This window comes from Roseibium aggregatum (assembly GCF_017309185.1).
Taxonomy (GTDB): domain Bacteria; phylum Pseudomonadota; class Alphaproteobacteria; order Rhizobiales; family Stappiaceae; genus Roseibium; species Roseibium aggregatum_B.
The window spans coordinates 642,668-667,646 of sequence record NZ_JAEKJZ010000002.1 but is presented as its reverse complement, the minus strand read 5'-3'; the positions used below and the strand labels follow the sequence as shown (position 1 = coordinate 667,646).

Genomic DNA, 24,979 nt, shown 5'->3' with positions numbered 1-24,979 from the left:
ATCAAGGCTCAGATCGGATACAGGCGGAGACCGGGCAACTATGGCGGAAGACCTGCCGTGGTCGTCGACAATAGCCTCAACCAGCAGTTCAATGTGGAGGTGCCCGACAGGGTCTGGGTGACAGACATCACCTACATCAGGACACTGGAAGGCTTTGCCTACCTTGCCGTCGTGATCGACCTGTTTTCCCGCCGCGTTGTTGGATGGTCGATGCAGAGCCGACAAACCACGGATGTCGTGTTGCAGGCGTTACTCATGGCCGTATGGAGGAGGAAGCCAAAGAACGCAGTTCTGATCCATTCGGATCAGGGATCGCAGTTCACGAGCATGGACTGGGCATCATTCCTTCGCGCTCACAATCTGGAGCACTCCATGAGCCGGCGCGGGAACTGCCACGATAACGCTGTTGCCGAAAGCTTCTTCAACCTGCTCAAGCGGGAAAGGGTACGGCGGCGAACATACAAAACCCGCGAAGACGCGAGGCGGGATGTGTTCGATTACATAGAGATGTTCTACAACCCGAAGCGCAAACACGCCAGGAACGGGATGCTGTCACCCGTCGAGTTCGAACGGCAGCGGAAAATGAACACCAAAGGCGTCTAGAAAACGCGGGGCTATTCAGATGGCCTTGGGAACCCGGCGATACCATCAAAGGCGATCTAATTTACCGTCCGCTAATGGGCGACAAGGTCGACAATCAGACGACTGTGGTGATCGGAACGCCGGAGGAAATCGAAGCTTACAAAGCCAGGGCGGAGGCGCTCATCGAACACATCAACGCCCGGAACCTTGATTACAGGATCGACACCCAGAACAGTAACAGCATGGCCGGTACTATTCTCAAATCCTTTGGAATACCGCCCCAGGCTTTGCTGAACTCGAAAAAGCATTCTTTTCAAAAACCTGTTCCGGGATTCCTTACCGATTTGTACGGCGAAGAAGAGACGGAACCGCGAGGTGAGACCCCAAACCCAGGTTCAGGTGCGCAACAACCGCAAAGAGGCCATACAGAAGAGTGGCACGCTGCGAAGGCGCCTCGTCCAAAGCCCGAAATCCTGGGTTCTCAAATGCCGCCGGTGTCCGGTCAACGTATACCGCGGCGGACGTCCGCGATCCTAAGTCCTGCCTTTCCCGGAGACCTGGGCGCCAGCCGCCGGAGCGTAAGTTTCCTATCCGCGACGGAACCACCGCGAAGGCCGGACCGAGGGCAGGTTTCGATCGAGCCGGATCGTGGGGTCCTGGCCAATCCGTTCGATCTTCGCAACCAGGATCTCAAGCTGCAAGCGACGATGTTGAAGCGCAATCCAGGACTTGCCGAGCGGCTGATCCTGTCGGCTGGCCGCGACCCGAGGATGTTCGGGCTTTGAGAGACCTGTTTGACATGTGGGTGCGTTTCGTTTGTTTAAACCCAAAGCCATTTACCATGCCCAGATGAAAATTTTTTGTCTTCAATTTTTGATTGATTTTGGAACAAAGAGTGAACAGTATGCAAGGTGTGTCAATCACGGTCGTCCGGCAAACTTGGAGGCGAAACATGCTGAAGGTCGTTCGTATAATATTGTTCCGGATCATTCCCGGTTTTTGTACGCTTTACTTCCTCTATTTTTTCGTGCTCGGCGGGTTTCATCCCTATGCGCTGGAGTACGATATCCCCTATTTCGCCGAGAATTGCCCTGCCCTGGCCGAAAAGGTGGGGCCATTGAATATTGAACAAAACACTGAAGGAGACTGGTCTCCCTTTGTTACGGAGTACCTATACATCCCGGACGCCCAGAACGAGTCCGTCGGGGCATTGGAAATCGGCAGACGAAACGACCTGTCCACCTTGTCCTGCTTTCCGATGTACACATGTTTGCTACCGCCGTTTGTCACTGAAAAATGCGAGGTTGTTGAATGAACGAGGACCATCGAAGAAGTAGTTTGCGCGACTATGTGGTTTCTCTTTATCCATATGTTAAATCAGAGAATTTGACGCATTCGATTACCCGATACGAAACGGCAAAGCCACGCTCCGAACGGTTTCGGCGGCGCCCCGAGATCTGAAGATATACGGGCTCTAAAAGCGAATTGTCAGAATTTCGTATGCATTCCACCCGAGGTCTTGGACCGCATTTTGCGCGTGCCACACTGACGGAACCGAAAATGCCGTCTCACCGCGACTTCTCCTCATCGGGAGAGGTCTTTTTTTTTGCCTGGCCGACTGCAGGGCACCCGCTCCTGACAGAAACGCGGCTTCAGCCGCAGCCGGCAATGGCGGCGTTTCCGTCTCTCCGGAATTTCTCTTTAAAATCAGCAATCAAAGGAAAACCCATGACGTCTCAAATTTCAGACATCGTCGTGCCGCGCGTGTTCACGCCCTATATGGCCGAGAACAAGCCGGCGAAACTGATCATGCTCGAAAAATCCGGCATTCTCGCCGCCCCCGCTCCGGACATCGCCAAGCGCTTCAAGGCCGGCGGCAATCAGATCGAGGTGCCTTACTGGGAGGACCTCGACGACGAGGAGCCGACGGTGATCGACGACAGCGACAACAAGATCGCCACCTCGAAGATTACGGCCAGCGACATGAAGGCCTACAAACACCGGCTGGCCAAGAAATACGGCGCCAAAACAGTGGCGAGCTATGCCGCCACCGGGCGCGGCGAAAGCGCCATGAACCGGGTGGCGGAACGCATCAGCGCCTATTGGGGCCGGCGCAAGGAGGAGCGTATCATCGCCACTGCCGAAGGCGTCATTGCCGACAATGTGGCCAACGACAGCGGCGACATGGTTTATTCCATCTATTCCGACGTTTCCTCACCGACGGCGGCCAATCGGATCAGCTATCAGGCAATCAACCGCGCCCGGCTGACCATGGGTGAGAACCTGGACGATCTGCGCGTGATCGCCATGCACAGTTTTGTCTACGGCACGCTTCTGGACGACGAAAAGATCGAGTTCAAGAAGCCGTCCGAAGCGCCCTTCGAGGTGCCTTATTACGCCGGCATGATGGTGGTTCATTCGGAGATGATGCCGGTGGCCTCCGGCACCAACTCGGACGAATATTCGTGCTTCCTGTTCGCGCCCGGTGCCTTCATGCATATCGACGAGGTGCCGAGCCGGTCCACGATCTACGGCAACGAGGGTACGGAGATTACCCGTGACCCGGATATCGGCGATGGCGGTGGCGCGGACTACCTGACGACGCGCCGCTTCGAACTGATCCACCCCGCCGGCATGGATTTCCTTGCGGCTTCTCTCGCCAAATCCCAGGGTGCGGCGTTGGCCGAGCTGCGCAATGCCGCCAACTGGGACCGGAAATACACCCGCAAGAACGTGAAGCTTGCCTGCCTGAAGGTCAATATCTGACCGGCGCGCCTGCCGTCTGCCGGCAGCCGCTGGGCTTCTTCGATTTCTACGCAGTTTCGGGCGGCTTCGGCCGCCTTTTCTTTTTTCCAGGATGGGTCCATGGACGAAATCATCATGCGTCGGCTGAGGCATTTGCAACGGCTGGAGGAAAACCACGAAAAGGATTTCGACGCGCGTCACGGCGCTCTGGCTCCCCGAGCCGAGCAAAAGCGGGAAGAGATCGCCGATGCGCTTTCCGCCGACTGGAACCTCAAACGAAAGGGCCGAGCCGCTCCGTCCGCCGGAAAGCCCCTCCCCGGGGATTGGCGCAGGGAGCACTGGAAGACGCTTCAGGCCATGGCGCGTGACTTCACTGGCATAGAAGCGGCCAACAAGGCGAAGGCCGTCTCGGCCCTGGAAGCCTATGAAGCGGAAATGAGCCCGCCGTCCGCCCTCTAATTCTTCAATGAAAGATCTTTGTCATGTCGGGTACCGTCAACACTTCCGTCGAGATGGCGAACCTTGCGCTTGCGCATCTGAAAGAAGCGCCGATCAGGGATTTCGATTTCTCCTCCGTCGCTTCGCGCTGGTTCCGAAGCCACTACGCGGCCCAGCGGGATGCCTGCCTTGCCCTGCGGGACTGGGATTTCGCGCTGACGCTGACGCATCTTCCCGCGGAAACGGAAAAACCGCCGTTTCGCTGGGACTATCAGTTCAAGAAACCATCCGACTGCCTGCGTCTCCCTCAGCAAACGGTGGACGGTGATCCGGATGGGCAGATTGTCCCGTTCGAGGTCGTGGGGCAGCGGATCATGTCTGATTGCACGCCACCGTTCCCACTGCGTTATGTGCGGAGGGTTACGCGGGAAACGGAGTTTCCGCCGCTTTTCGTGCACGCGTTTTCGCTGTTTTTGGCCGCCGCTTGCGCTCACGTGGTCAGCGGCAAGAACAGCCGCGCGGAAGCCTTGCGGGACGCCGCGAGAGAAGCCCTGGGGCAGGCTGGGCGTTTTGATGCTCAACAGGGCAGGCCGCTGCCGATGATCGACCTGGATATTGTCACGGACCGATGAGTTATCACCTTCAAGCGACCTTCAGCCGGGGAGAACTGGACCCGGAGCTGATTTACCGCTCCGACCTGGAACTGTTCCGGTCATCGCTCGCCGAGTGCGAAAACTTTATCACTCTGAAAAGGGGAGGGTTGCGCCGTCGCGGCGGTACCAAGTTTGTCGCGGAGCTGAAAGACAGCCTGACCGGCGGGTGGCTGATCCCATTCGAATTCGGCAACGGCCAGTATTACATGCTGGAATTCGGGGATTTCTATTTCCGCGTCTTCACCAGCGCAGGCAGGGTGGGGACTGTTGAGGTTGAAACGCCCTTTGCGGTGTCCGTTCTACCGGACCTGAAATTCGTGCAGTCCACGGACACACTGTTCATCGCCGGCGGCGGGGTCGCGCCACAGGTCCTGAAACGTCTGGGTGAAACGTCCTGGACCATCGAACCGATGGAATTCAAGGACGGTCCGTTTCTAGACGTGAATATCGAGCCCACGAACCTGACGCCCGCGGAGACCGGAAATCCGGTTCCGGAGATGACGTCTAACACCGCGCCAAGCGGCACGGTCAGTTCAAGCAACGGATCGGCGAATGCCTACCGGGCTTTCGGCCGGGCCGACACGAAGGCGGTCCTGTCGAGTGGTTCCTCGGGTTGGCTGCAATATGCGTTTACCAGCGCGGTGGTCATCGACGCCTATCTGCTTCAGGCGCCGACCGACAACAGCAAGAACGATGAAATGCCCTGGCAATGGAATATCGAAGGGTCGAATGACGGTGCGACCTGGGTCATTCTGGACACGCAGGACGGTCAGGACACCTGGGCCTCGAACGAATGGCGTGAGTATTCCTTCCACAATGAAACGGCGTTCTTCCATTACCGCTTCAGCTTCACCCAGGGAGGCGGGTCGGAATCCAGCAATTCCGCCATCGGTCAGCTTGTCTTTCACCAATCCGGCGCCACGCAAACGGCTTTCGCCCTGACGGCTTCAAGTGCGGACGGGATCAATTGGGGAGACGGATTCCAGTCATCCGATGTCGGACGGCATATCCGTTTCCGCGGGTCCGACGGGTTTTGGCGCTGGTTCAAGATCACGGAAGTCACCTCGGCAACTGAGGTCAAGGTTCAGGTCTTCGGTCAGTCGCTCCAGGACACCAAGGCGCAAAGCATCTGGCGGCTTGGGGCCTGGTCGGACACCACGGGCTGGCCAGAAACGGTCGGTTGGCACAAGAGCCGGCTTGCCTTTGCCGGAACGACGGCGGAACCGCAGAAGGTCTGGGAGAGCCAAACGGGGGACTTCAACAATTTCGCCGTCTCTCATGTCCTTCAGGCTTCCGACGCGGTGACCGCGGGGATCCTTTCCGGTCAGGTCAACCGCATTCGATGGCTGGTCGACGACAACGATTTGATCATTGGCACAACGCGGGCGGTTCGGGCGCTCGGCAAGGCAACGGAGCAGGATCCCTACGGCCCGGAAAATGTCGATCAGCGACCGGAAACCAATTTCGGGGCAAACGGGATTACCCCGATCAAGGTCGGCTCGGTTTTGCTCTATTTCGGGCCTTACGGGACCGACATGCGGGAAATGGCTTACGACCTGAGCGCCGACGGCCGGGTGTCCCAGTCGCTGAGCGAGGTGCAGTCGCATCTCTTCCAAAACGGAATTTCCGGCGCCTGTTACCAGCAGTATCCGGACAGTATTATCTGGGCCTGGGACACGGCTGGTCTCGCGGTGGGCTTCACCTATGAGCGCCAGCAGCAGGTGTTCGGCATGCATCGCCACGGGTTCGGCGGTGTGGTAGAGTGCATGGCCGACCTGAGCGGAGCCGCGTCCGACGAAGTCTGGATGATCGTAAACCGGACCATCGGCGGGCAGACCAGACGCTATATCGAAATCATGCAGCAACCCTTTCTCGGAGGCGAAATCGAGGACGCATGGCTGCTGGACTGCGCGGCGCGTTACGAAGGTCCGGCAGTCACAGCCGTTTCCGGGCTCGATCATCTGGAAGGTGAGGAGGTGGTGCTTTTCGCCGACGGAACGGATTACCGGACGACGGTCGCGGGCGGGGAAGCCAGTCTTCCCAACAAACGGATGGCGGAAAAAATCCTTGTCGGACTGGATGTGACGGCGAAGGCGACAACGCTGCCCTTTCCGGTCAATGCGAAGGATGGTTCCGCGCTTGGGCGGAAACTGCGTGTCGATCGTTGCGCGATCGCGGTTCTGGACACGGGCACGCTGAAAGCCGGATCGGACGAAACCTATCTGGACGAGCAGATCTTCTATCAGGCGGGCGACGTTTCCGGCCAACCAGCGCCGTTGCGCTCGGGCGTGCTGGATCCGTCCGTCGAAACCCGCTGGGAAGATGGCGGCCAGCTGACGCTGGAAGCAAGCGGCGGCAAACCCGCGACGATCCTTTCAATCAATTTCGGAACCGATGGAGAACCCTAAGTTATGTGCGATCCAATTTCCGCGATCCTGACCGCCGTTTCCGTCGCGGGGTCGGTCGCCGGGGGCGCCGTGCAGGCCGAAGGCATTCGCCAGCAGGCGGAAGCCAATGCACGTGCCGAGGAACGGCGCGCCGAACTGGCGGAGCGGCAGAAGGAAGTCAACCAGACCCAGGCCTCTTTCGAGCGTCGACGCACCCTGCAGCAACTTGAAAGAGTCCAAGGCTTCAACCGGGCCGCCGGAGCGGAGCGGGGGCTGTCGGAGACCGGGTCGCTCACCGATGTGGCGGACGACAACGCCTTCGAGGCGGCGCAGACTGTCGAGGCGATCCGCTACCGGGCGGAGGGCCAACGGGACAATCTGACCTTCGAGGCAAATACGGCGCTTGAGCGTGCCGATTCCTACCGCCAGGCGGGAAGTATCGGGGCGACCGGGGCGATCCTGGGTGGTGTCACCGGTGCCTTCACGACACTGGGAAACGCCTATTACAGCGGTGCCCCGCTTAAAGCGCCCAGGGGTGCACGCTAACAAGGAGTCCGTTCATGGCGAGACTGCAGAAATTCAAAGGCACACAGTCGCTGCCCGGTTTCGGCTCTCCGCAAGTCGTTGCGGATACGGCAGTGGGCGCGGCAACCGTCCGGCTGGGTGGGCAGATCCAGCAGTCCGCCGGGCAAGTCGGCCGGTTGGCGCAACTGGCGCGGAAACGGCAGCAGAAAATCGAGGACTATGAGGTCAAATACGCGCATCAGCGCGTCGAAGACCGGCTTCGGGAGACGGTTGCCGAGGCGCGGCAGAAAGCGCGCGCAGGCGGAGCCGGTCTGACCGAGGATCTGATGGGCCAGTTGGACGCTGCCGAGACGATGGCAGCGCAAGCGTTGCCGGAAGCGTCCAGACGGCAATTCATGCAGGAGGCATCCGCGCGGCGGGACGGCTATGCGTATAGGTTCGCTTCGATCGAAGCCGCCGACGGACGAAAATACTATGAAACGGGTATTTCGGCGGCTCGAGACCGGACCGTGACGGAGATCCGTACGAACCCTCGAGGGGTCGACGCCGCCAGTGAGGACCTGGAGGCGCTGGTCGAAGCCGCTCCCCTGCCACTGGACGTGAAAGCGGGGCTGAGGCGGGAGACCCGGTTGAAACTGGCTGAAGCCTGGGTGGAAAGCCGTCCACTCGACGAGCGGATCGAGGGCCTTTCCAGGCTGACGACAAATGCGGAAGAAGCGGGTGCCGATGCCTCCCAACACTTCGGGGGCGCTGGTCACGATTTTAACAACGCTGAAAATGAGACTGGCGCTGCGGATCCGGTAACAGGATCCCTTTCCGAATTCACGCGGTTTGCCAGAGAGTTGCCTGCACACACCCGGAACAGGCTGCTCGACAGCGCGCTGAGGAAAAAGGCGTCGATGGTGCTTCAGGAGGAGGCGCAATTTTCCGCGGCGATCGCTGAGAATCCGTTGACTGTCGATCCGGACGGCATTCGCGAAAACGGGTTTTTGGAGTGGCACCAGAAAAATCGGCTGCTCGACAGCTTGAACACTCAGGTTCACGAGCGGGAACGGGATCTCGCGGCGATCGCCTGGGCTCGTTCCAGCGGGCCGGGCGATCCTCATAATGCGGCGGAGCGGGACCTGGCCGAACGCGCTTATCGCGCTCTGGACGGAGGCGGGACGGATCGGGACGAGCTGGCGCGGACGCTGCTGCGCACCAAGGGTGTATTGCCCGAGACCTATGTGCGGGGTCTTCGGGCCGGCTTGGACAGTGTGGCTCCGGGCGAGGTTTCTGGGGCGATGGACCGGCTGACGGCGCTTGAGGTGCTCGATCCGGATGCGCTCGCGCTGTCGAGTGACGGAGTCAAGCTGCGCAAAGATGGGGCAGCCTGGAAAATTCTTACCATAGGGCGGGCCTTGTCCGGTACGGACGCAGCCGCCGTGCTGGCCGGGGCAAGGGAGCCTGCCAGGCGGAAGGAGCTTGAAAACCGGTTGGCGGGACGCGGCGGAGGCGACCGGTCTGAAGACGCCGGTGGCAACGAGGTTCTTGAAAGGCTGGGGATATACGGCGGCGGTGGCGCCGCAGTCAGCTAATCTGTCAGTTCTCCCGTCCCAGTTTTTTGAACATCGAACGAGCGGATGAGTGATCGGGCCGTTCTGATACCTCGTTCTGTAGATTTCAGGCTCCAAGGCGTGCGTGAAACGAAGGCCGTGAGATGTGGCCCTTCCTGGGCTGCTCTTTGCTTTCGACGGGCATATCGACATGAAACACGGCCACCATGGCCGAAACGGATCGCTTTCCGGGACGCATTTGCGTCCCTTTTCTTTTGGGGAAACCAGCCATGACTATTGCAGCCCTAACGGGTGGCCGTGCCCAGATCGCCGGCGACGGGGTGACCGATCGCGTCGATCTGGATTTTCAGTTTGTCGATGAAGAAGACCTGCTGGTGATCCATACCGATACCTCCGGCACGGACACGGAATGGACGTATCAGCAAGCGCCGGGAAACTGGTCGTTTACCGGCGGGGCCTATGAGACGGGCACGGTGTTCTTCACCGCCTCCGATCTGGCGGCCGGTGAACGTCTGACCGTGACGCTGGTCAGTACCTACGAGCAGCCGTTTACGCTGGAAGGCGGGGAGATCGATCCGGAGATCATCGAAAGGTCGATGGACCGGACGGCCCTGTCCGTCCAGGCGATCGCCGGACAGGTCAGCCGGTCTCTGTCCGTGTCTCCGAGTCTGGAAGGAACATTGCCCGATCTTGAAGTGCCAGACCTCCCGGACGGATATGGATTTGTGCGGCAGGGCAACGCGCTCGTTCCAGCCCTGATCGACAGTGCGGCGATTTCCGAAGCGGTGTCCGATGCCCAAGTCGCGCAAAGTGCGGCTGAAACGGCTGCGACGAACGCCGGCGACCACGCGTCCGTGGCCTCGAACGCCGCCGGGGCGGTCTCGGCGGCGGCCACGGGGGCAAGCGAAGCGCAGGCGGCGGCGGAGGCGGCGAAGAGTGGAGCAGAGGCCGCGAAGGACGATGCCGAGGCAGCGGCCACCAGTGCAGGAACGGCGGCGGCCGATGCGATCGCGGCCTACTCGGCGGCGCTGGCACAGGTTGAGGCGAACCTAGATAATCTAATGTCTAAGGTTTCCAGTATTGCCGTCATTCAGTACCGTTTGGCAGCCGGCCAAAGCGGTGGCACAAATACAACAAATGCGTGGACGCCTTATCCATTAAACCACATCGCGCACGACCCAGAAGGAATTGTTGACTTGGTGTCAAACGAATTCACTTCTTTGATTGACCGGGTATGTGACATCTCCGTTCTGTTTTTCCGAACCAACTATTCAACTGTTAGGCTTTACAATGTGACGGACGGAGTTGAAATCGGTACTTGTTTTTCCGGTCTTGCGACGAATGGTAACTCCGGATCATTGACCGTCATGGGTTCGTACCCAGTAGTTTCTGGAAAAACATACAGAATCGAGTATTTCACTTCTGCAGTGTACTCAGGTCAAGGCCTCGGACCCAGCTCTAGCAGTGGTTCGCCGGAAGTCTACGGTCAAGTGATTTTAAGGTGATTATTTGATCTCGTGAGCCAAAAGCGATCTATCGAGGTTGGTGATGGTGAGGCGAAGTCTTTTATGTTCTTCGTCTGTCGTGAAATATATTTTTTAAGCCGGATAGTCGGGGACATTAAGAAAGACAATTTTTGACGGTCTAAAGTCACCTGCTATAAACCCGCCATCTGCTCTATCTGTGGAGGTGTGAAGTGGTCTTCGGAATCGGTCGAGCCGTGCGAAAAAGATTTAAGAAGCCCGTAGTAGAAGGCTTTGAATACACAGGGGACAATCTGGCTGTCCGTAAAAAGAACCTTGCCTTCATGGAAGATCCAGACTTTGCAAGAGGTTGGGAAAAGGCGGTCGAAGGAAATCGGCCTGCATGGGGCGGCAGAACCAAAGACGTTAGGTTTCGGGCTCACACCGCAGTTTGGGCTGCTCGGCATGGTCTTACGCTTGAAGGAGACTTTGTTGAGTGTGGTGTCTTTCTGGGGCTCTTGTCACTCACGATATGCCACGCATTGAACTTTCAAAATATCCCACGCAACTTTTTCCTATTCGATACGTTCAATGGTATTCCGGACGATGGCAGAGAGTCAGTTCGGAAACAGAATAAAGTTTATTTCGATTGCTTTGAGTACGCAGAGAAAAACTTTGCTCCGTTCCCGAATGCCAAGCTAATCAAGGGTGAACTGCCTGGAACTTTAGCCGCGGCACCAATTGAAAAAATCGCATACCTGTCCGTGGATCTGAACCACGCATTGTATGAGAAAGAAGTAATCAATGAACTCTGGGATCGCGTTTCGAGATCTGCGGTTGTACTGATTGACGACTATGCGTTCCGTTCGAACGAAGAGCAGTATGAAATGTGGAACGAATTCGCGGCATCAAAAGGAACATCGGTCCTGACAATGCCGACGGGCTCCGGTGTCCTGATAAAACCCTAGCAAACTGAAATTACGACCAGATTTAAACCGCCCTTGAGGCGGTTTTTTTATGCCTGAAGGGCTTTTCCATGAACCTCGTTTCCGATTGGCGCCGGGTCCTGCAAAGGGCCTGGAGCATACGGTTGATTGCGCTTGCGGCTTTGCTGTCGGGCGCGGAAGTCGCGTTGCCCTTCCTGGGTGACTTCATTGCGCCGGGGCGGCTTGCCGCTCTCTCGGCGCTGGCAACGGCGGGCGCGTTTGTCGGTCGAATTCTCGCTCAAAAGGATATGGACGATGAGTAAACGCGCCAAGGCGGCGCTCGCCTCCGGCCTTGGGCTGGTCGCGCTGACCGCAACTTATCTGACCGTCCCCTGGGAGGGGACCGAGAACACCGCCTATTGGGACAGGCTCGGGCGGGTCTGGACTGTCTGCACCGGCGAAACCAAGGGTGTGAAGAAGGGCGACACCTACACTGACAAAGAGTGCGCCGCCATGCTCTACGAGACCCTTGAAAAGGACTACCGGCGGCCGCTTCAGAAATGCGTTTCCAGTTACGACGCGCTGCCGCTGAGCTTGCAGGCCGCCATGCTGGATGCGGCTTACAACGTCGGGACCGGGGCGATCTGCCGGTCAACGGCGGCCAAGCGGGCGCGGGACCGCCAGTATGCCGGTGCGTGCAAGGCGCTGACCTGGTTCAACAAGGCGGGTGGGAAGCGCATTCGCGGCCTGGTGCTGCGGCGGGAACATGGCGACCGTCTCCGCATGGGTGAATATGAGCTTTGCATGGCAGGCCTGAAATGATCGCGACCATTCTCGGGGCGGTTTGGCAAAGCCCGTTTCTCCGCAAGCTTGTCATTGGGGCCGCCTTCCTGGGCGGCCTTTTTGTTTTGCATCAGGTCGACAAGGCCGCGGCGGTGCGTATTGCCAGGACCGGGCTTGTGGCCAAGGCCGAACTGACCGCGGCCCGGGCTGAGCTGCAAGAACTCAAACGCCGCAAGACGGTGGCCGATGCGGTCAACCGGGAACTGCAAACCGAAATCGAAAAGGCCACCGCCGACGCGGAAGCCACCGCACAGGAGCTGGAACACCATGTTTCGACCGTCGAGGATAGCTGCGTTGTGCAGCCTGCTCTTGTTGACCGCCTGCGAAACCGGTGACGCGCGCTTGCGCCTGGCCGCGACAAGGACCGGGGAAACCGAGGCCTCCAGGAATTTGCCGAACTACCCGGACGATTGCCGCAAGCGGGAGCGCTCGGGCGTCCGCGAGGGCGAGCCGCTGGATACGGCCCTGATCCGGACAGACAACGCGCTCGACCGGGCCAACGCGCGGGTGAGGCGCTGCGCGCGCTGGTACGACGGGATCAGGACCGGCTTCGAAAGGGGGGCGAATTGACCAAACAGGACATGATTACCGCGCCGGTCGCCGTGGGCGCCCTTGCGTGGCCGCGAATTCACAACTGGATCGAATGGCTTGCCACCGAGGCACAGCTTGTGTTGCCGGTCCTTGGGGCTGTCTGGCTTCTGGTTCAAATCGCCGCCAAGATCCACAGCACCTGGTTCAAGGAGAGGTCTTGATCTGAAGCGTCCGGTTCGAGCGGTTCTGAACGCCTTCCAGGCACCGGTTCGCTACGTGAAGGCTCCTCCGTTCAGCCCGCGCTACCAACCGAAATTACACGACTCGTTGGGACGTAGCCGTCCGATCCGGCACGGTCCTGTCCGAAACGCCCCTCAAACTCAAAGCTTCCGTGGCTCATCTATCCGTCACCTGCCTGAAGGCAAATTGTGTGAAGGAAAACGAGATGTCACGAGTTATGATTTTGGTTTTTGGATTAACGACTTACCTTCTGTTCAATGCGATCTTTGTTTACCTGGCGGCTTTCCTGCTCGAGATCGGAGTTCCCAAGACAATCAATTCCGGTGCGAGCGGACCCCTCTTGAGCGCGGTGTCTGTCAATTTAGGCGCGGTTATCCTGTTCGGCTTTCTCCACAGTCTCATGGCGCGGGAAGGCTTCAAAACGCGTTGGACGAAGATCGTTTCCCCGGCTGCGGAACGGAGTGTTTTCGTGCTGCAGGCGACATGCTGTCTGGCGCTTGTCATGTGGGTCTGGCGTCCGTTGCCGGCGGAAATCTGGTCTTTTTCGGGATGGGCAGCTTTCCCGTTTTACGGTGCGTTCCTCGCTGGCGCCGCCGTCGTGCTCTGGTCGACGCATCTGATCGATCATTTCGAGCTTTTCGGCCTGCGCCAGGTCTGGTGCAACTTTCGCAAGCAGGAATTGCCGCAGCACGGTTTCCAAACACCGGCACTGTACCGGTTTGTGCGCCACCCGATGCAGGCCGGTTCTCTCCTGATTTTCTGGTGTACGCCGCATATGACCGCCGGACATGCGCTGTTCGCGGGCTCCATGACGCTCTACATGCTCATCGGCCTATACTTTGAGGAGCGTTCGTTGCTGCGGCTCTTCGGGGCGGAGTATGCATGCTACCGGCGAGAGGTTCCGATGCTGCTCCCGATTCCGCGGTTCAAGGCCTCCGGTGGGACCAAGATTGGGAGTGCCGGAAGTTGAGGCAATCGAAAAGCACAGCCGCGTTGAAGGGCAGGGTCGTGCGCGTTTGAACGCGCCGATCCCCATCAACGTCCGAAGCCGCCCTTTTCCTCGATTTGCTCGCGCGTCGGAAAGACATATTTCCGGCGGTATTCGGCCGGCGTCATGCCGACAATGCGCTTGAAAAGGCGGCGGAAGGAGGCTTCGTCCGAATAGCCGACTTTTGCCGCGATCTCTTCAACAGAAAGGGGCGTCGTTTCAAGGATCTGCTTGGCTTCCTCAAGTCTGAGGAGTTGCAGATACTCCGAAGGTGCGAGCCCGGTGGCGGCGTTGAAACGGCGGTTGAACGTCCGTTCGTTGAGACCCGACGTTTCCACCGCAGTCGCCAGGGCGCGGGGATGTTCATAGTTCTCGGCGAGCCAAAGCTGGGCCTGCCCGATAATGGCATCGTCGTGCTGTGTGTTTCGCTGGAGAGCTGCATAGGGCGTCTGGCCGTCGCGATGCCACTGAAACAGGAACAGCTTGGAGACCTCCCTTGCGGTTTCCATCCCCGCGAAGCGCATGATCAGATACAGGCAAAGGTCCTGCCAGGAAGAGGCTCCGCCAGCGGTTATCAGCCTCTGCCCCTTTCCGGCGAAGGACAAGATCCGTCTTTCCGCCAGTTGCACATTGGGGTGGTGGCTTTTCATCAGGCCGGCAGCCGCCCAGTGGGAGGTGGCAGGTGCATGATCCAGCAGTCCGGTTTCCGCAAGCAGCAAGGTTCCGGTGCAAGCCGCTGCAACTATCGCGCCGTTCCGGTACTGTGTTCTGATCCAGTCGACGGCTTCCTTGTTGGCTTGCGCGAATGCCGGCAGGTCGCCGATCAGAAGCGAAGGAATGTAAACGATATCCGTCTCAGCCATGTCGCGGAAGCTTTTCTGGACAACGATTGGAAAGCCGAAACTGGACGTCACCTGACCGGCTTCATGGCCTACGGTCTCGGGAACGAAGATGCAGTTCTTCGGGGCTTCCGTTCCCGTCATCGCCTTCCACAGCCCACCGCTTGCCACGAAGGCATCTCCCGCTCCATAGAGCGTGCTTGCCTCCACTTCCGGCAAACATACGAGGCTCACCGAGATTTGGCGCATTTTTCCTTCCCCCCAGCCCGATCCAAGTACTTTATATTCCGATATCTGACCTTTGTGGGCTCGTTGCTGGCTGTTTTTTAAAAAAAATCAAGATGGCCGCCGGTTATTTGCAAGAAGTTCTCAAATTCTTTGCAAGGCTACTTACAAAGCCGACAGCCCGCGAAGACCGTTTTGGCCGTGCGTTTACCCGGGTCTGGGACGGGTACTTGAACCGCCTTTGTTCAAAGGTGGAAGACAACCGGAAAGACAGACTGTTCACAAAAACAGACCTAGTGGCTGTGAATTTCAATACATATCTCGAAATTGTGAACAACAGGCCAGGCACCGGCTTTACTCGATCGGAGAAAACCATGAGCAGTCCGTCAAAAACCATTCTTCAAATTGACGCCTCGGCGCGTAAATCCGGTTCCGTGACGCGTGAGCTTTCGGGAAAGCTGGTGGAGCGTCTTCAGCACAGGTACCCCGAGGCAAAGGTTGTGAGCCGGGATATTTCTCAAGGTCTGCCTTTTCTGGATGAAGACTGGATTGGCGCGAGCTTCACGGATCCTGAGCAGCGCAGCGAGACGCAACGCAAGACGCTCGCGTTGTCCGACACTCTTGTTGCCGAACTGAAAGCCGCCGATACGATTGTCATCGGAACGCCGATCTACAACTTTTCGATACCGGCCGCACTGAAAGCCTGGGTCGATCTTATCGCGCGGGCGCGGGAAACCTTCAAATACACGGAAGATGGCCCGGTAGGTCTGCTGGAAGACAAGAAGGCATACGTGATTGTGGCGTCGGGCGGCACCAAAGTCGGGTCGGACATCGATTACGCTGCGACCTATCTCAAACATGTCCTGGGTTTTGTCGGCATTACGGATGTTTCTTTCATCGCGGCCGACCAGTTGATGGTGGACCCTTCCAGGCGCGATGCAGCTTTGACCCGCACGCTGGAGATTGCCGCTTGAGCAGACTGTCTGTTTGGACAGAAGAAACAGGAGACGTGGGCGGTGACCGGATATGTCCCTGCCGTCCGCCGCTCCCTTCTGGTGCGGCGGTTCGGGCCGGAACCGGCTGCCGCTATTTCCTTTTCAGATCGGTTTGCCGCCCGCTTCTGCCAGCAGGTCTCGTTCAAACATTCACTTGTTATCTATCTCAGATAACACCCACCACAATCGCAGCCAGAAAGGCGAAGGCCACGAGAAAGGCAATCATGTTCAGGTTCCGTACGTTGGTCATCTGTCCACTCCCGATTACCCCTGTTTGACCGGGCGATACTAAGGCAGGGAAATTTCAAAACGAAGCAAAAAAGATATTGCAATGCAATGAGCAGTTGCTCTTTGCGAAGGGGCGTCCGACGGCGAAAAAGTTAAGCCTTGATGGCGCACATGATGCAGCGCAGCGACTGTCGGCCAAATTTCGCGGCAAACTTTCTCGATCCGGGTGTCGTATCGTTATCTGCCCGGTTTGCCTCTTGCGAATTAGGAAGGGCACCGGCCCGGTTGCCGCTGCTGAAACGCAGAAGCTATTCGAAGAGACCGGGTCTCCATTCAGTAGTCTAATGTTAACAGGCCTTTGATAACGTCGGGGTTAACGCGAGGAGCGTTCCGGAGAGGTGATGTTCAGTCTTTCAAAACTTTCTGACCTGGCGCGGGATCAAAGTTCCGCAGGACGGAAGAGCTTTGTCAGCTCTTTGACGGACCTGTTTTTCTCGGCCGGCGACGATCGGGACGAACAGATCAGCCTGCTATTCGGCGACATTGTCCTGAAGGTCCTGGGCCAGCTGGAAGAAGAAACGCGAATCGTTCTTTCAAAAAGGATGTGTCACGAAAAAGGTCCTCGGGAGCTCATGGTCAAGCTGGCCAACGATACTTTCAAGGTGGCCGAGCCGGTCCTGAAAAATTCGCCGGCGCTGACTTCGGAAGACCTTCAGTCAATCGCTGCGACAGCTTCCATGGACCATCTCGGCGCCATAGCGGGTCGCAAAACGGTCGACAAAACGGTCACGGCGGTTTTGGTGGAGCGGGGCAACGCGAAGGTTTTAAGCAAAGTTGCCGAAAACCAGGGCGCCGAATTCGCGGATTCCTCCTTCATAAAGCTCGTTGAAAAGGCAAAGTCTGACGAAAGCATTCAGGCCGCGCTCGTCAACCGACCGGACCTGCCTGACGAGGCCGCCAAACTGTTGCTGCCGTTCTTGACCGAGCAATTGAAGGAACGCATTTCCGTTCTGGGCGCCGACAGCACGCTTGTTCAGTTGCTGGCCGAGCGTGCCGCGACAGAGGTTGCGGCGCGCGCGCATCGCCTGGATGAAACGCGGGAAGAATCGAACGCTCTGATCAAGGATGTGGTTAGCAAGAAAACGAGCATCGATGACGCGGTGAGTGCCTTTGCCCGTGCTGACAGAACTGTCGAGTTGGGCATTTTGCTTGCCAAGGTGAGCGAGTTGCCCCCGGCGGCGGTCTCGCAATTGTTGCTCAGCGCCAACGACAAGCCTCTTGTCATTCTGTGCAAGGCAAACGACGTCACGCCGGTTGCTTACAAAGATATCCTGACCATGCGGGCGCGCCGTCTTCGTCTGGGCGGTCACGAGCTTAACGCTTCCATTCAGCGCTACTCGGCCTTGTCATCGGAAGGGGCCCGCAGGTCCCTGGAAGCTCTCAAGCAAGCGGGTTCCGGGTTGGCTTCGAAAGGCAAAACGGGCCGCAAAGCTCCTTCCGCCGCAGATGCGAAATAAGCGGATTTCCGCGGAACCGCAACAGATCCCGTTTTCCTGAAATCCTAGGCTGCGCTCCGTTTAAGCGCGGCAGTCATGGCTGCAGCGGAGATCAAAAATCCGCCGCCGACCTTGTTCACCAGGTTCATGAGCGAGGGGTTTCTCAGTCTCCGGCCTATCGCGGCCGCGGCCAAGGCATAGATTGCAGCGTTCAGGATGCCGAGCACCACGAACGTCGTGCCCAGCAAGGCAAGCTGGGGGACGACCGGGGCCTGGGGGGCGATAAAATGCGGCAGAAAGGCTATGAAGAAAACGATGCCCTTGGGATTCAGCGATGTGACGACATAGGCGTTCCAGAAAATCTTGCGGGCCGGTACGTCGGCAACCTGCCGGGTCCCGAGAGGTGCCGGACGGCTGCACCACATTTTGATGCCGATCCAGACAAGGTAAGCAGCGCCAATCCATTTGAGTATGGTGAAAGCGGTCGCCGAAGCCGCAAGGACCGCTCCCAGCCCCAAGAGCGAAGCCGCCGCAGCGGTGGCATCGCCCAGCCCGACACCCACAACACTGGCGAATGCAGACTTCTTGCCTTGTGTCAGGGCGTAACTGATCACCAGCATGATGGTGGGGCCCGGGATCGCGAGAACAATCAGGGTCGCGGTGATATAGGCCAGATATAGCTCAAGTGTCATGAAAGTCGCTTTCGTCTGAAGTCGCGAACATTATACATGACAAGCGTTACGTTCAATGATTGGCATCTTGCATGGTTGGCGGTGAGGTTCATATGCTCAGAAGCCTTTTGGCAGGTTCTTTTTACATTTTGGTTCTGGCTTTCGGTCCGTCGGTTGCCTGCGCTGACGACCCAGTGCCGGCTGCGAAACCTCTTCGGGAAAGCGGTGGGCAAGAGTTTCTGGAAGGTGTCGACCTGCCTCGCGCCAAACCGCTCCGACCGGCCGGCAAGCCAGATGCCGTCAAAGCTCCGCAGCCCCCTCAGGCCGGCGAAGCGGCTTCCCTTCCGGAGACCTGCCACATCGATGGCGCGGACTACCGGCAGATCGAGCCTGTTTCCGGACAGATCGATATCGAACAAGCAAGTGAGGATACCTGCGGTATCGAAAGGCCGGTCAGACTCGTCAGTGTCGGGAAGGGCGCGGATCGGGTCAGCTTTCCCGGAAATGTCACGCTCTCTTGCGATTTCGCGCGGAAACTCGTCGACTGGCTGCGGCAGGATGTTCTGCCTGCCGCGCAAGAGCAGCTTGGTGATCGGGTGACCCTGTTGGGCACCGGTCCGGGATACCATTGCCGGAGGCGTAACAACAGGCCGGACGGGAAAGTGTCCGAGCACGGGAAAGGCCGGGCCATCGATCTGGCGTATTTTCAACTTTCCGAGGGATCGGCGGTCTCGGTGGAACGGGACTGGGGGACCGAGACAAAACCGGGCGCCTTTCTGAAGTCGATTCATGCGGCCGCGTGCCGGCGCTTCACGACCGTGCTTGGACCGGATGCGGATGCTGACCACAAGTCCCATATCCATGTGGACACCGGCTGTCACGGCAAGGACTGTACCTATCTAATCTGTCAATGAGACAATCCCGTCTTGCAAAAGCCGGCGAGGCTTGTTCCCTTGAGGAACTGCCTCCAACCGCCGGAGCCCTTCATGGACCGCTATGATACCGCCATTGATGCCGCCCTCGATCTGCGTCCGGACCAGCCGGTCTATTGCTTCCGGCCCGATGTGCTGCTTGAGGACGCAAGGCAGTTTCAGACCTTGTTTCCCGGCAAGACGGCCTACGCTGTAAAGACCAACGGCGAACCCTTCGTGCTGGAAACGCTGGCCAAGGCCGGTATCGACTGTTTCGATGTTGCGTCTCCGGCCGAATTCGAGGCGGTGCGCAAGGCGGCTCCGAAGGCGGAGTTGCTCTACATGCATCCGATCAAGGCGCAATCGGATATCCGTCTCGCGCTGGAGACCTATCGCATCCGCACGCTGTCGCTGGATCACGAGGACGAGGTCGCCAAGATCTTGCGGATCGTGCGGGCCCTGGATATCGATCCGGGTACGATCACGCTTTTCGTCAGGATTGCGACGAAGGGGCATGCGGCTTACGAACTTTCCAAGAAATTCGGCGCGGCGCCGGGCCACGCCGTGGAATTGCTCCAGCGCATTCATCGCATCGGTTTCAAATGCGGCTTATGTTTTCACGTCGGCAGTCAGATCGAGGAGCCGGAGACCTACGAACGGGCCCTGGCGTCGGCGGATTGGGTCAGGTCGAGGGCAGGCGTCCCCATTGTGGAACTGGACGTCGGCGGTGGATTTCCGGCCGTCTATGGCCACGATCCACGCCGGAAGGTTCCGGAAATGCCTTCCCTGGAAGACCTCATGGCGCAGCTGAAAACCGACATTGCCGACTGGCAGTTCGATAGTCTGCCTCTGGTCGCCGAGCCCGGACGGGTGATCGTCGCCCGGTCGATTTCGCTAATTGTGCGCGTTCTCTTGAAGAAGGGGCGGCGGCTTTACATCAACGACGGTATCTGGGCTTCGCTCTCCGACAGCTGGACAGGCAAAATCACCCTGCCGGCCCGGTTCATCCCGGATCCGGCCCGCAAGACCCGCTCCGGACAGGCGGACAACATCGTTCCCTTCAAAGTCTGCGGCGCGACATGCGACAGCGTGGATATTCTTTCGCGCCCGTTCTGGCTGCCCGAGACCGTGGACACCGGAGACTGGATCGAGATCGGCCATATCGGTGCTTACAGCCTGTCGCTGCGCACCCGTTTCAACGGCTTTTATCCGGACAAGGTCATCGAAGTGAAGACGCCGTTCGATGCCGGCAAGGCCCCGGAAGGCTTTGCCTCGATCGAGACGATGGCAGACTGAATTCCAGAAAACGAAAAAAACGGTGGCAGGCGGGCGGCCAGTTCGGCTGACCTGTCGCGTGCCACCGGAAGTTCGGGGGATGTTCCTGGTGTCTACTGACAGAAGCGCTGTTCGCCCTGATAGGTGGTGAAGGTGCCCGTCGACGGATTGAAGGACCGGTATTTCGACGCGCAATACCTGTACCAGGCGGGGCTCCAGGGCTGGAAGCCGGCCGCCCCATGAACCTGACCGGGGTAGGGGGCAGGCGGGTAGTAGGTGACCGGCGGCGGGCCCGCGTAGGCCGGTTGCCTGGCTGCGCCGAGAATAATAGCTCCTGCCGCGAGACCGATCACGCCGGCGGCCACAGCCGCGCCGACATTGTCGTTGTTCCTGTGACGTCTTTTGCCATGGTGATGATGGTGACCGCCGCGGTTGTTCCAGCCGTGTCTCGGTCCGGCTTCAGCCGTTGCCACGGTTGGCAGGAGAAGCGCCCCGGTCAGGGCCGCCGCGATCAGGCGTTTGTTCACATTTTTCATTGCGTGTATCTCCACGGACATGCGCCTCTTGGATCGGCGCCGTAACTGATGATGCCAAGATCGCACACAGGCTCTGAACCGGTTCTGAGACGGCCGTTCATCTGGCGTTCATATTGCCGGTTGGTCTCGACATACCGTGATTTCTGGCAGAAACGTATTCGTGTGCCTGAGTGGGAACCGGCCAGTTTTTCGACCTGATGTTCGAGCCGGATAACTCGGGCGCTCCAGCCTCGAACGTACCGGTCCTTTCCTGACTGGAACCGAGAGTCATGTACGGCTTGAACGAGGCGGTCACAGTACCTTTGAAAGGGTCGGTGCGAATTCCTCATTCGCTGTAACCCGATGGACAGGGGGCGATCGAAGGCACTGTGACCATTTCAAGGATGTCAGTACCTGTCCGCGCAGGTCCCGTTCCTATGGAAGATCCGGCAGCCGGAGTTCCAGGGCTGATATCCCGCAGGGCCATAGACCTGGCCGGGATAGGGGGCTGGCGGATAGTAACTGACCGGCGGCGGGCCCGCGTAAACCGGTTGCCTGTTTGCACCGGCAATGAGAGCGCCAGCCGCCAGGCCGATTACGCCGGCAGCGACTGCCGCGCCGACATTGTCGTTGTTCTTGTGACGTTTTTTGCCATGGTGATGATGGTGACCGCCTCGATTGTTCCAACCGTGTTTCGGTCCGGCTTCGGCGGTGGCAACCGTCGGCAGGAGGAGGGCGCCGGTCAGGGCGGCTGCGATCAGACGTTTGCTCACACTCTTCATTGCATGTATCTCCAAGGGCATGCGCCTTTTCAAACGGCGCCGTAACTGATGATGCCAAAATCGCACAAGGGCCCTGAACCGGTTCTGAGACGGCCGTTCATCTGGCGTTCAGGATCCCGGTCTGATGTGGTCTTGTCCGAAACGCTTGGTGGCGGTCTTCGAGACCGTCCTTGAGACAGGGGAACTTCGTGAGCAATCGGGACGAAAACAGCAAAGAACCCAAATCGGTCATCCGGCCGACCGACGACCAGGCGCGGACATTGGCAAAGGGCCTGATCCGGTCGGCGCGGTTTGGAGCCCTTGCGGCGATCGAGGCGGGAACGGGACATCCGCTCGCCAGCAGGGTCGCTGTTGCAACCGACCTTGACGGTGCTCCGGTCATTTTGACCAGCACGCTCTCCGGACATACCAAAGCCATCCTTGAAAATCCCGATTGTTCGCTGCTGGTCGGCGAGCCGGGCAAGGGCGATCCGCTCGCTCACCCCCGCGTTTCCCTCTTTTGCACGGCGGAACGGGTAGAACGCGGTAGTGCGCAGCACGAGCGTCTGCGGAGACGTTATCTGGCCCGCCATCCGAAGGCAGAGCTGTACGTCGATTTCGGCGATTTTGCCTTTTTCCGGCTGAATCTTCTGCGCGCAAGCCTGAACGGCGGGTTCGGCAAGGCCTTCGAACTTGACAAGAGCGATCTGACGACAGCGATCGCCGATCCGGACCAGTGGGCTTCGATGGACGACGGGGCGGTCGCTCACATGAACGAAGATCACCGCGATGCGATCAAGCTTTATGCGGAAGTGCTGCTCAAGGCGGAGCAGGCGAACTGGCGACTCGCCTGCCTGGATCCGGAAGGGCTGGATCTGGTCGCGGGAGACAAGGTGGAGCGGCTCTGGTTCGGTGAACCGCTCGGTGGTCCGGAAGAGTTGAGGTCGACGCTTGTCGCCCTCGCGCTCCAGGCTCGAAACGCGTAGGCGCCAGGGTGTGTGACCCGGTCTGGCGGGATTGAAATTCGTCTGAGAGCTGCGGCGCTCTCAGCAACGAATTTCAATTTCGAAAACCACACGGGAAGCCAACCCTGCCGGTCGTCTTTTTGGTTGTGAAGGCCACTCCGGCATGCCGCCAATTGAAGCGACCTTCAGACACGGGTGACTAGAGCAAGTCGTTTCCCGCTGCCTGAAATCGCAGCTTTCAAAGCAAAGAGCGGTGCAAGAGGTTTCCCTTTAAAGGCGACCCTAAGCAGCGCGCAGATGTCCGAGGAAGTCGCCCAGCCTCTCCCGGATGGTCTCGACCTGGTCGGAAACGTGCTGAATGTGGCCGACAACGTCCCTGACCTTGTCACCGGAGGTTTGGGCAGCCCGGTTGACCTCGAGAATGTTCGTCGAAATGTCGCTGCTGCCGAGGGCCACATCGCTCGCGTTTCTTGCGATTTCCGAGGTCACTGCGTTTTGTTCCTCGATGGCCGATGCAATCCCCGCGATCTGCTCGCGAATATCGGACATCGATTTGACCACCGTGATGATCGCGCTGGAGCAGGTTGTAGCGCCGGACTGCACTCCGCTCAATTGCGAACCGATCTGATCGGTCGCCTGTCCGGTCTGGGTTGCGAGCGCCTTCACCTCGGAAGCCACGACGGCGAAGCCCTTGCCTGCTTCTCCAGCCCTCGCCGCCTCGATGGTCGCGTTCAGGGCGAGCAGGTTGGTCTGGGCCGCGATATCGGTGATCAGGTTCAGGACTTCCGTGATTTCTTCGGCTGAACTGGTGAGGCTTCCCACGCTGTCTCCCGATTTCTCGGCCTGTTCAGAGGTCAGGCTCGTCGAGGAGTTCGCAAGCGTTACCTGGCGGCTGATTTCCTGGATCGAGCTTGCCAATTCTTCCGCGGCCGACGCGACCGACTGAACGCTTGCGCTGGCCTCTTCGGCCGCTGCGGCGACCGTGTGCGAACGCTGAATGGTTTCCTCGCTGTTCTTCGAAAGTTGATCCGCGCCCTCCATGAGATCCTTCAACGCCTGTCCGACCGCGCTGCAGATCGCGCCGAGAGAGTTTTCCAGTTCGTCGGCGAGCCGGAGTCTTGTCTCGCGGCGTTCCTCTTCGGCCTGAGCTTCCTCTTCCCTCGCCTGTTCCTGAAGGCGTTTCATTTCGATCGTATTGGCACGAAATGTCTCGAATGCCTGAGCAACCTTGCCGATCTCGTCCCTCGAGCGGCTGCGCACTTCCACGTCGGTATTGCCTTTTGCGAGCTCAAGGAGACCGTTGGTGACCTGGTTGAGCGGCTTGGAGATCAGAAAGCGGGTGAAAAGAACTGCGCAAACACCGCACAACAATAACGTGATAACCGAGATGGTGAGGATTTGGCGAAAAGCTTCCCGCTCATGCTGTTCCGCGGCTCTTGCGGCGTTTTGCGTGAAACCCTCTATTTCGTCCAGAAGGGCGATCAGTTCGTGGTCCAGCCGGCTTTGCTCCTCTTCCAGCTGGGCAAGCATCCGGCTCGCGGTCTCCAGGTCGTTCGACGCGATCAGATGCATGATTTCATCGACGTGGGTCTTGTAGGCCGCATATTCCTTTTCGATCTGCTCGAGCTGCGTCAGCGCCTTTGAGAATTCGCGCTGCTCCGCCTCCGTCGAGGAGCTTTCCAGTGCGTTTCGGGCAAGGTCCTCCGCCTTCAGGATTTCATCGGCGACCTGAACTTCGAGTTTATGGAGCGTGTCCGTCAATGCGGCGATCGAGGCGGCTTCGGATTCGGAACGGAGACCGGACAGGCGCATGATCCTCTCCACGAGCGCAGCCTGTTCCAACTGATGGTTGGTTACATGACTGATGGCCTCTGTCAGTGGAATGTCCTTTTCGGCAATATTGGCGAGTTCCTTGCCGATAAGGCTCATTTGCAGAATGCTGACCGCCGCCACGATGAGCGTGCCAAGGCTCAGGAAAGCTACGAGCGATAGAATTTTGGCTGTGACGGAGGTCGAGACGGGGTTGGAAGCAAACATTCGTCGGGAACCCTTTTGCATTTGCCGGCGAATCCGAACGGAAACGCATTCTTCCCTAGTGTTGCCTATCTATGGTTGAAAAAATGGTAAAGTTCTGGGTGTGCGCCTTAATAAAATGCACTCATACGTAGATATATCCTTGTGAGAAATAACGTTTTTTTGCGTTGCAAAAGAGATTCCCGGC

General features: G+C 58.6%; 27 protein-coding genes. 22 read left to right on the top strand and 5 right to left on the bottom strand.

Annotation, left to right across the window (positions count from 1 at the left end; all coding sequences use genetic code 11):
- The 17 genes from JF539_RS15240 to JF539_RS15160 all read left to right on the top strand — a co-directional run.
- A partial coding sequence (locus JF539_RS15240) for an IS3 family transposase (RefSeq protein ID WP_207141512.1) occupies positions 1–603 on the top strand: 603 nt, incomplete at its 5' end.
- Positions 604–677: 74 nt separating this feature from the next.
- Positions 678–1,367 carry a hypothetical protein gene (locus tag JF539_RS15235; RefSeq protein ID WP_207141511.1) on the top strand — a complete coding sequence of 230 codons (690 nt, stop codon included), beginning with the start codon at positions 678–680 and terminating at the stop codon, positions 1,365–1,367.
- Between the two features lie 167 nt (positions 1,368–1,534).
- Positions 1,535–1,897, top strand: a complete 363-nt coding sequence (locus tag JF539_RS15230; RefSeq protein ID WP_207141510.1) for a hypothetical protein — start codon at positions 1,535–1,537, stop codon at positions 1,895–1,897.
- Between the two features lie 413 nt (positions 1,898–2,310).
- Entirely contained in the window at positions 2,311–3,348 is a 1,038-nt protein-coding gene (locus JF539_RS15225; RefSeq protein ID WP_207141509.1) for a hypothetical protein, read from the top strand.
- Positions 3,349–3,447: 99 nt separating this feature from the next.
- Positions 3,448–3,786: a hypothetical protein gene (locus JF539_RS15220; protein WP_207141508.1), complete on the top strand. Its 339-nt coding sequence runs from the start codon at positions 3,448–3,450 to the stop codon at positions 3,784–3,786.
- 23 nt (positions 3,787–3,809) lie between these two features.
- The gene (locus JF539_RS15215; protein ID WP_207141507.1) at positions 3,810–4,397 is read left to right on the top strand and encodes a hypothetical protein; all 588 of its coding nucleotides are present in this window, start codon (positions 3,810–3,812) and stop codon (positions 4,395–4,397) included.
- Positions 4,394–6,826 carry a hypothetical protein gene (locus JF539_RS15210; protein WP_207141506.1) on the top strand — a complete coding sequence of 811 codons (2,433 nt, stop codon included), beginning with the start codon at positions 4,394–4,396 and terminating at the stop codon, positions 6,824–6,826. Before JF539_RS15215 ends, JF539_RS15210 begins: the two co-directional genes overlap by 4 nt.
- A gap of 3 nt (positions 6,827–6,829) precedes the next feature.
- Positions 6,830–7,351 carry a virion core protein, T7 gp14 family gene (locus tag JF539_RS15205; RefSeq protein ID WP_207141505.1) on the top strand — a complete coding sequence of 174 codons (522 nt, stop codon included), beginning with the start codon at positions 6,830–6,832 and terminating at the stop codon, positions 7,349–7,351.
- A gap of 14 nt (positions 7,352–7,365) precedes the next feature.
- On the top strand, positions 7,366–8,907 hold the full coding sequence (locus tag JF539_RS15200; protein WP_207141504.1) for a hypothetical protein: 1,542 nt from the start codon (positions 7,366–7,368) through the stop codon (positions 8,905–8,907).
- 248 nt (positions 8,908–9,155) lie between these two features.
- Positions 9,156–10,391 (top strand): hypothetical protein, encoded by a 1,236-nt coding sequence (locus tag JF539_RS15195; RefSeq protein ID WP_207141503.1) that lies wholly within the window; start codon positions 9,156–9,158, stop codon positions 10,389–10,391.
- 191 nt (positions 10,392–10,582) lie between these two features.
- Complete coding sequence (locus JF539_RS15190; RefSeq protein WP_328809252.1) at positions 10,583–11,317, top strand: TylF/MycF/NovP-related O-methyltransferase; 735 nt, start codon at positions 10,583–10,585, stop codon at positions 11,315–11,317.
- Positions 11,318–11,385: 68 nt separating this feature from the next.
- Positions 11,386–11,598 carry a hypothetical protein gene (locus JF539_RS15185; protein ID WP_207141502.1) on the top strand — a complete coding sequence of 71 codons (213 nt, stop codon included), beginning with the start codon at positions 11,386–11,388 and terminating at the stop codon, positions 11,596–11,598.
- Positions 11,591–12,097 (top strand): lysozyme, encoded by a 507-nt coding sequence (locus JF539_RS15180; RefSeq protein ID WP_207141501.1) that lies wholly within the window; start codon positions 11,591–11,593, stop codon positions 12,095–12,097. The genes JF539_RS15185 and JF539_RS15180 overlap by 8 nt, the downstream gene beginning before the upstream one ends.
- Positions 12,094–12,453, top strand: a complete 360-nt coding sequence (locus JF539_RS15175; protein WP_207141500.1) for a hypothetical protein — start codon at positions 12,094–12,096, stop codon at positions 12,451–12,453. Before JF539_RS15180 ends, JF539_RS15175 begins: the two co-directional genes overlap by 4 nt.
- Positions 12,431–12,688, top strand: coding sequence for a hypothetical protein (locus JF539_RS15170; RefSeq protein ID WP_207141499.1), 258 nt, complete (start codon positions 12,431–12,433; stop codon positions 12,686–12,688). Before JF539_RS15175 ends, JF539_RS15170 begins: the two co-directional genes overlap by 23 nt.
- Positions 12,685–12,870 (top strand): hypothetical protein, encoded by a 186-nt coding sequence (locus JF539_RS15165; protein ID WP_207141498.1) that lies wholly within the window; start codon positions 12,685–12,687, stop codon positions 12,868–12,870. Before JF539_RS15170 ends, JF539_RS15165 begins: the two co-directional genes overlap by 4 nt.
- A gap of 209 nt (positions 12,871–13,079) precedes the next feature.
- The gene (locus tag JF539_RS15160) at positions 13,080–13,859 is read left to right on the top strand and encodes a methyltransferase family protein (RefSeq protein ID WP_207141497.1); all 780 of its coding nucleotides are present in this window, start codon (positions 13,080–13,082) and stop codon (positions 13,857–13,859) included.
- A gap of 65 nt (positions 13,860–13,924) precedes the next feature.
- Here JF539_RS15160 and JF539_RS15155 read toward each other — a convergent pair whose 3' ends face one another.
- Positions 13,925–14,965, bottom strand: coding sequence for a GlxA family transcriptional regulator (locus JF539_RS15155; RefSeq protein WP_207141496.1), 1,041 nt, complete (start codon positions 14,963–14,965; stop codon positions 13,925–13,927).
- Between the two features lie 92 nt (positions 14,966–15,057).
- Here JF539_RS15155 and JF539_RS15150 point away from each other — a divergent pair, with 92 nt between their 5' ends.
- Both JF539_RS15150 and JF539_RS15145 read left to right on the top strand, forming a co-directional pair.
- Positions 15,058–15,915: an FMN-dependent NADH-azoreductase gene (locus JF539_RS15150; protein ID WP_209017308.1), complete on the top strand. Its 858-nt coding sequence runs from the start codon at positions 15,058–15,060 to the stop codon at positions 15,913–15,915.
- A gap of 725 nt (positions 15,916–16,640) precedes the next feature.
- Positions 16,641–17,681, top strand: coding sequence for a DUF2336 domain-containing protein (locus JF539_RS15145; RefSeq protein WP_209017307.1), 1,041 nt, complete (start codon positions 16,641–16,643; stop codon positions 17,679–17,681).
- A gap of 44 nt (positions 17,682–17,725) precedes the next feature.
- On the opposite strand, the gene JF539_RS15140 is transcribed toward JF539_RS15145, so the two are convergent.
- Complete coding sequence (locus tag JF539_RS15140) at positions 17,726–18,352, bottom strand: LysE family translocator (protein ID WP_207141494.1); 627 nt, start codon at positions 18,350–18,352, stop codon at positions 17,726–17,728.
- Positions 18,353–18,525: 173 nt separating this feature from the next.
- Here JF539_RS15140 and JF539_RS15135 point away from each other — a divergent pair, with 173 nt between their 5' ends.
- Positions 18,526–19,245, top strand: coding sequence for an extensin family protein (locus JF539_RS15135; protein ID WP_209017306.1), 720 nt, complete (start codon positions 18,526–18,528; stop codon positions 19,243–19,245).
- A 72-nt stretch (positions 19,246–19,317) separates the two neighbouring features.
- Positions 19,318–20,538, top strand: coding sequence for an alanine racemase (locus JF539_RS15130; RefSeq protein ID WP_207141492.1), 1,221 nt, complete (start codon positions 19,318–19,320; stop codon positions 20,536–20,538).
- Positions 20,539–20,630: 92 nt separating this feature from the next.
- Here JF539_RS15130 and JF539_RS15125 read toward each other — a convergent pair whose 3' ends face one another.
- Positions 20,631–21,053 carry a BA14K family protein gene (locus tag JF539_RS15125; RefSeq protein WP_207141491.1) on the bottom strand — a complete coding sequence of 141 codons (423 nt, stop codon included), beginning with the start codon at positions 21,051–21,053 and terminating at the stop codon, positions 20,631–20,633.
- Positions 21,054–21,439: 386 nt separating this feature from the next.
- On the bottom strand, positions 21,440–21,814 hold the full coding sequence (locus JF539_RS15120) for a BA14K family protein (RefSeq protein WP_207141490.1): 375 nt from the start codon (positions 21,812–21,814) through the stop codon (positions 21,440–21,442).
- A 188-nt stretch (positions 21,815–22,002) separates the two neighbouring features.
- On the opposite strand from JF539_RS15120, the gene JF539_RS15115 reads away from it, so the two are divergent.
- Complete coding sequence (locus JF539_RS15115) at positions 22,003–22,779, top strand: HugZ family protein (protein ID WP_207141489.1); 777 nt, start codon at positions 22,003–22,005, stop codon at positions 22,777–22,779.
- 261 nt (positions 22,780–23,040) lie between these two features.
- Here the strand turns inward: JF539_RS15115 and JF539_RS15110 are convergent, their stop codons facing one another.
- Positions 23,041–24,795: a methyl-accepting chemotaxis protein gene (locus JF539_RS15110; RefSeq protein ID WP_207141488.1), complete on the bottom strand. Its 1,755-nt coding sequence runs from the start codon at positions 24,793–24,795 to the stop codon at positions 23,041–23,043.
- Positions 24,796–24,979 lie beyond the last annotated feature (184 nt).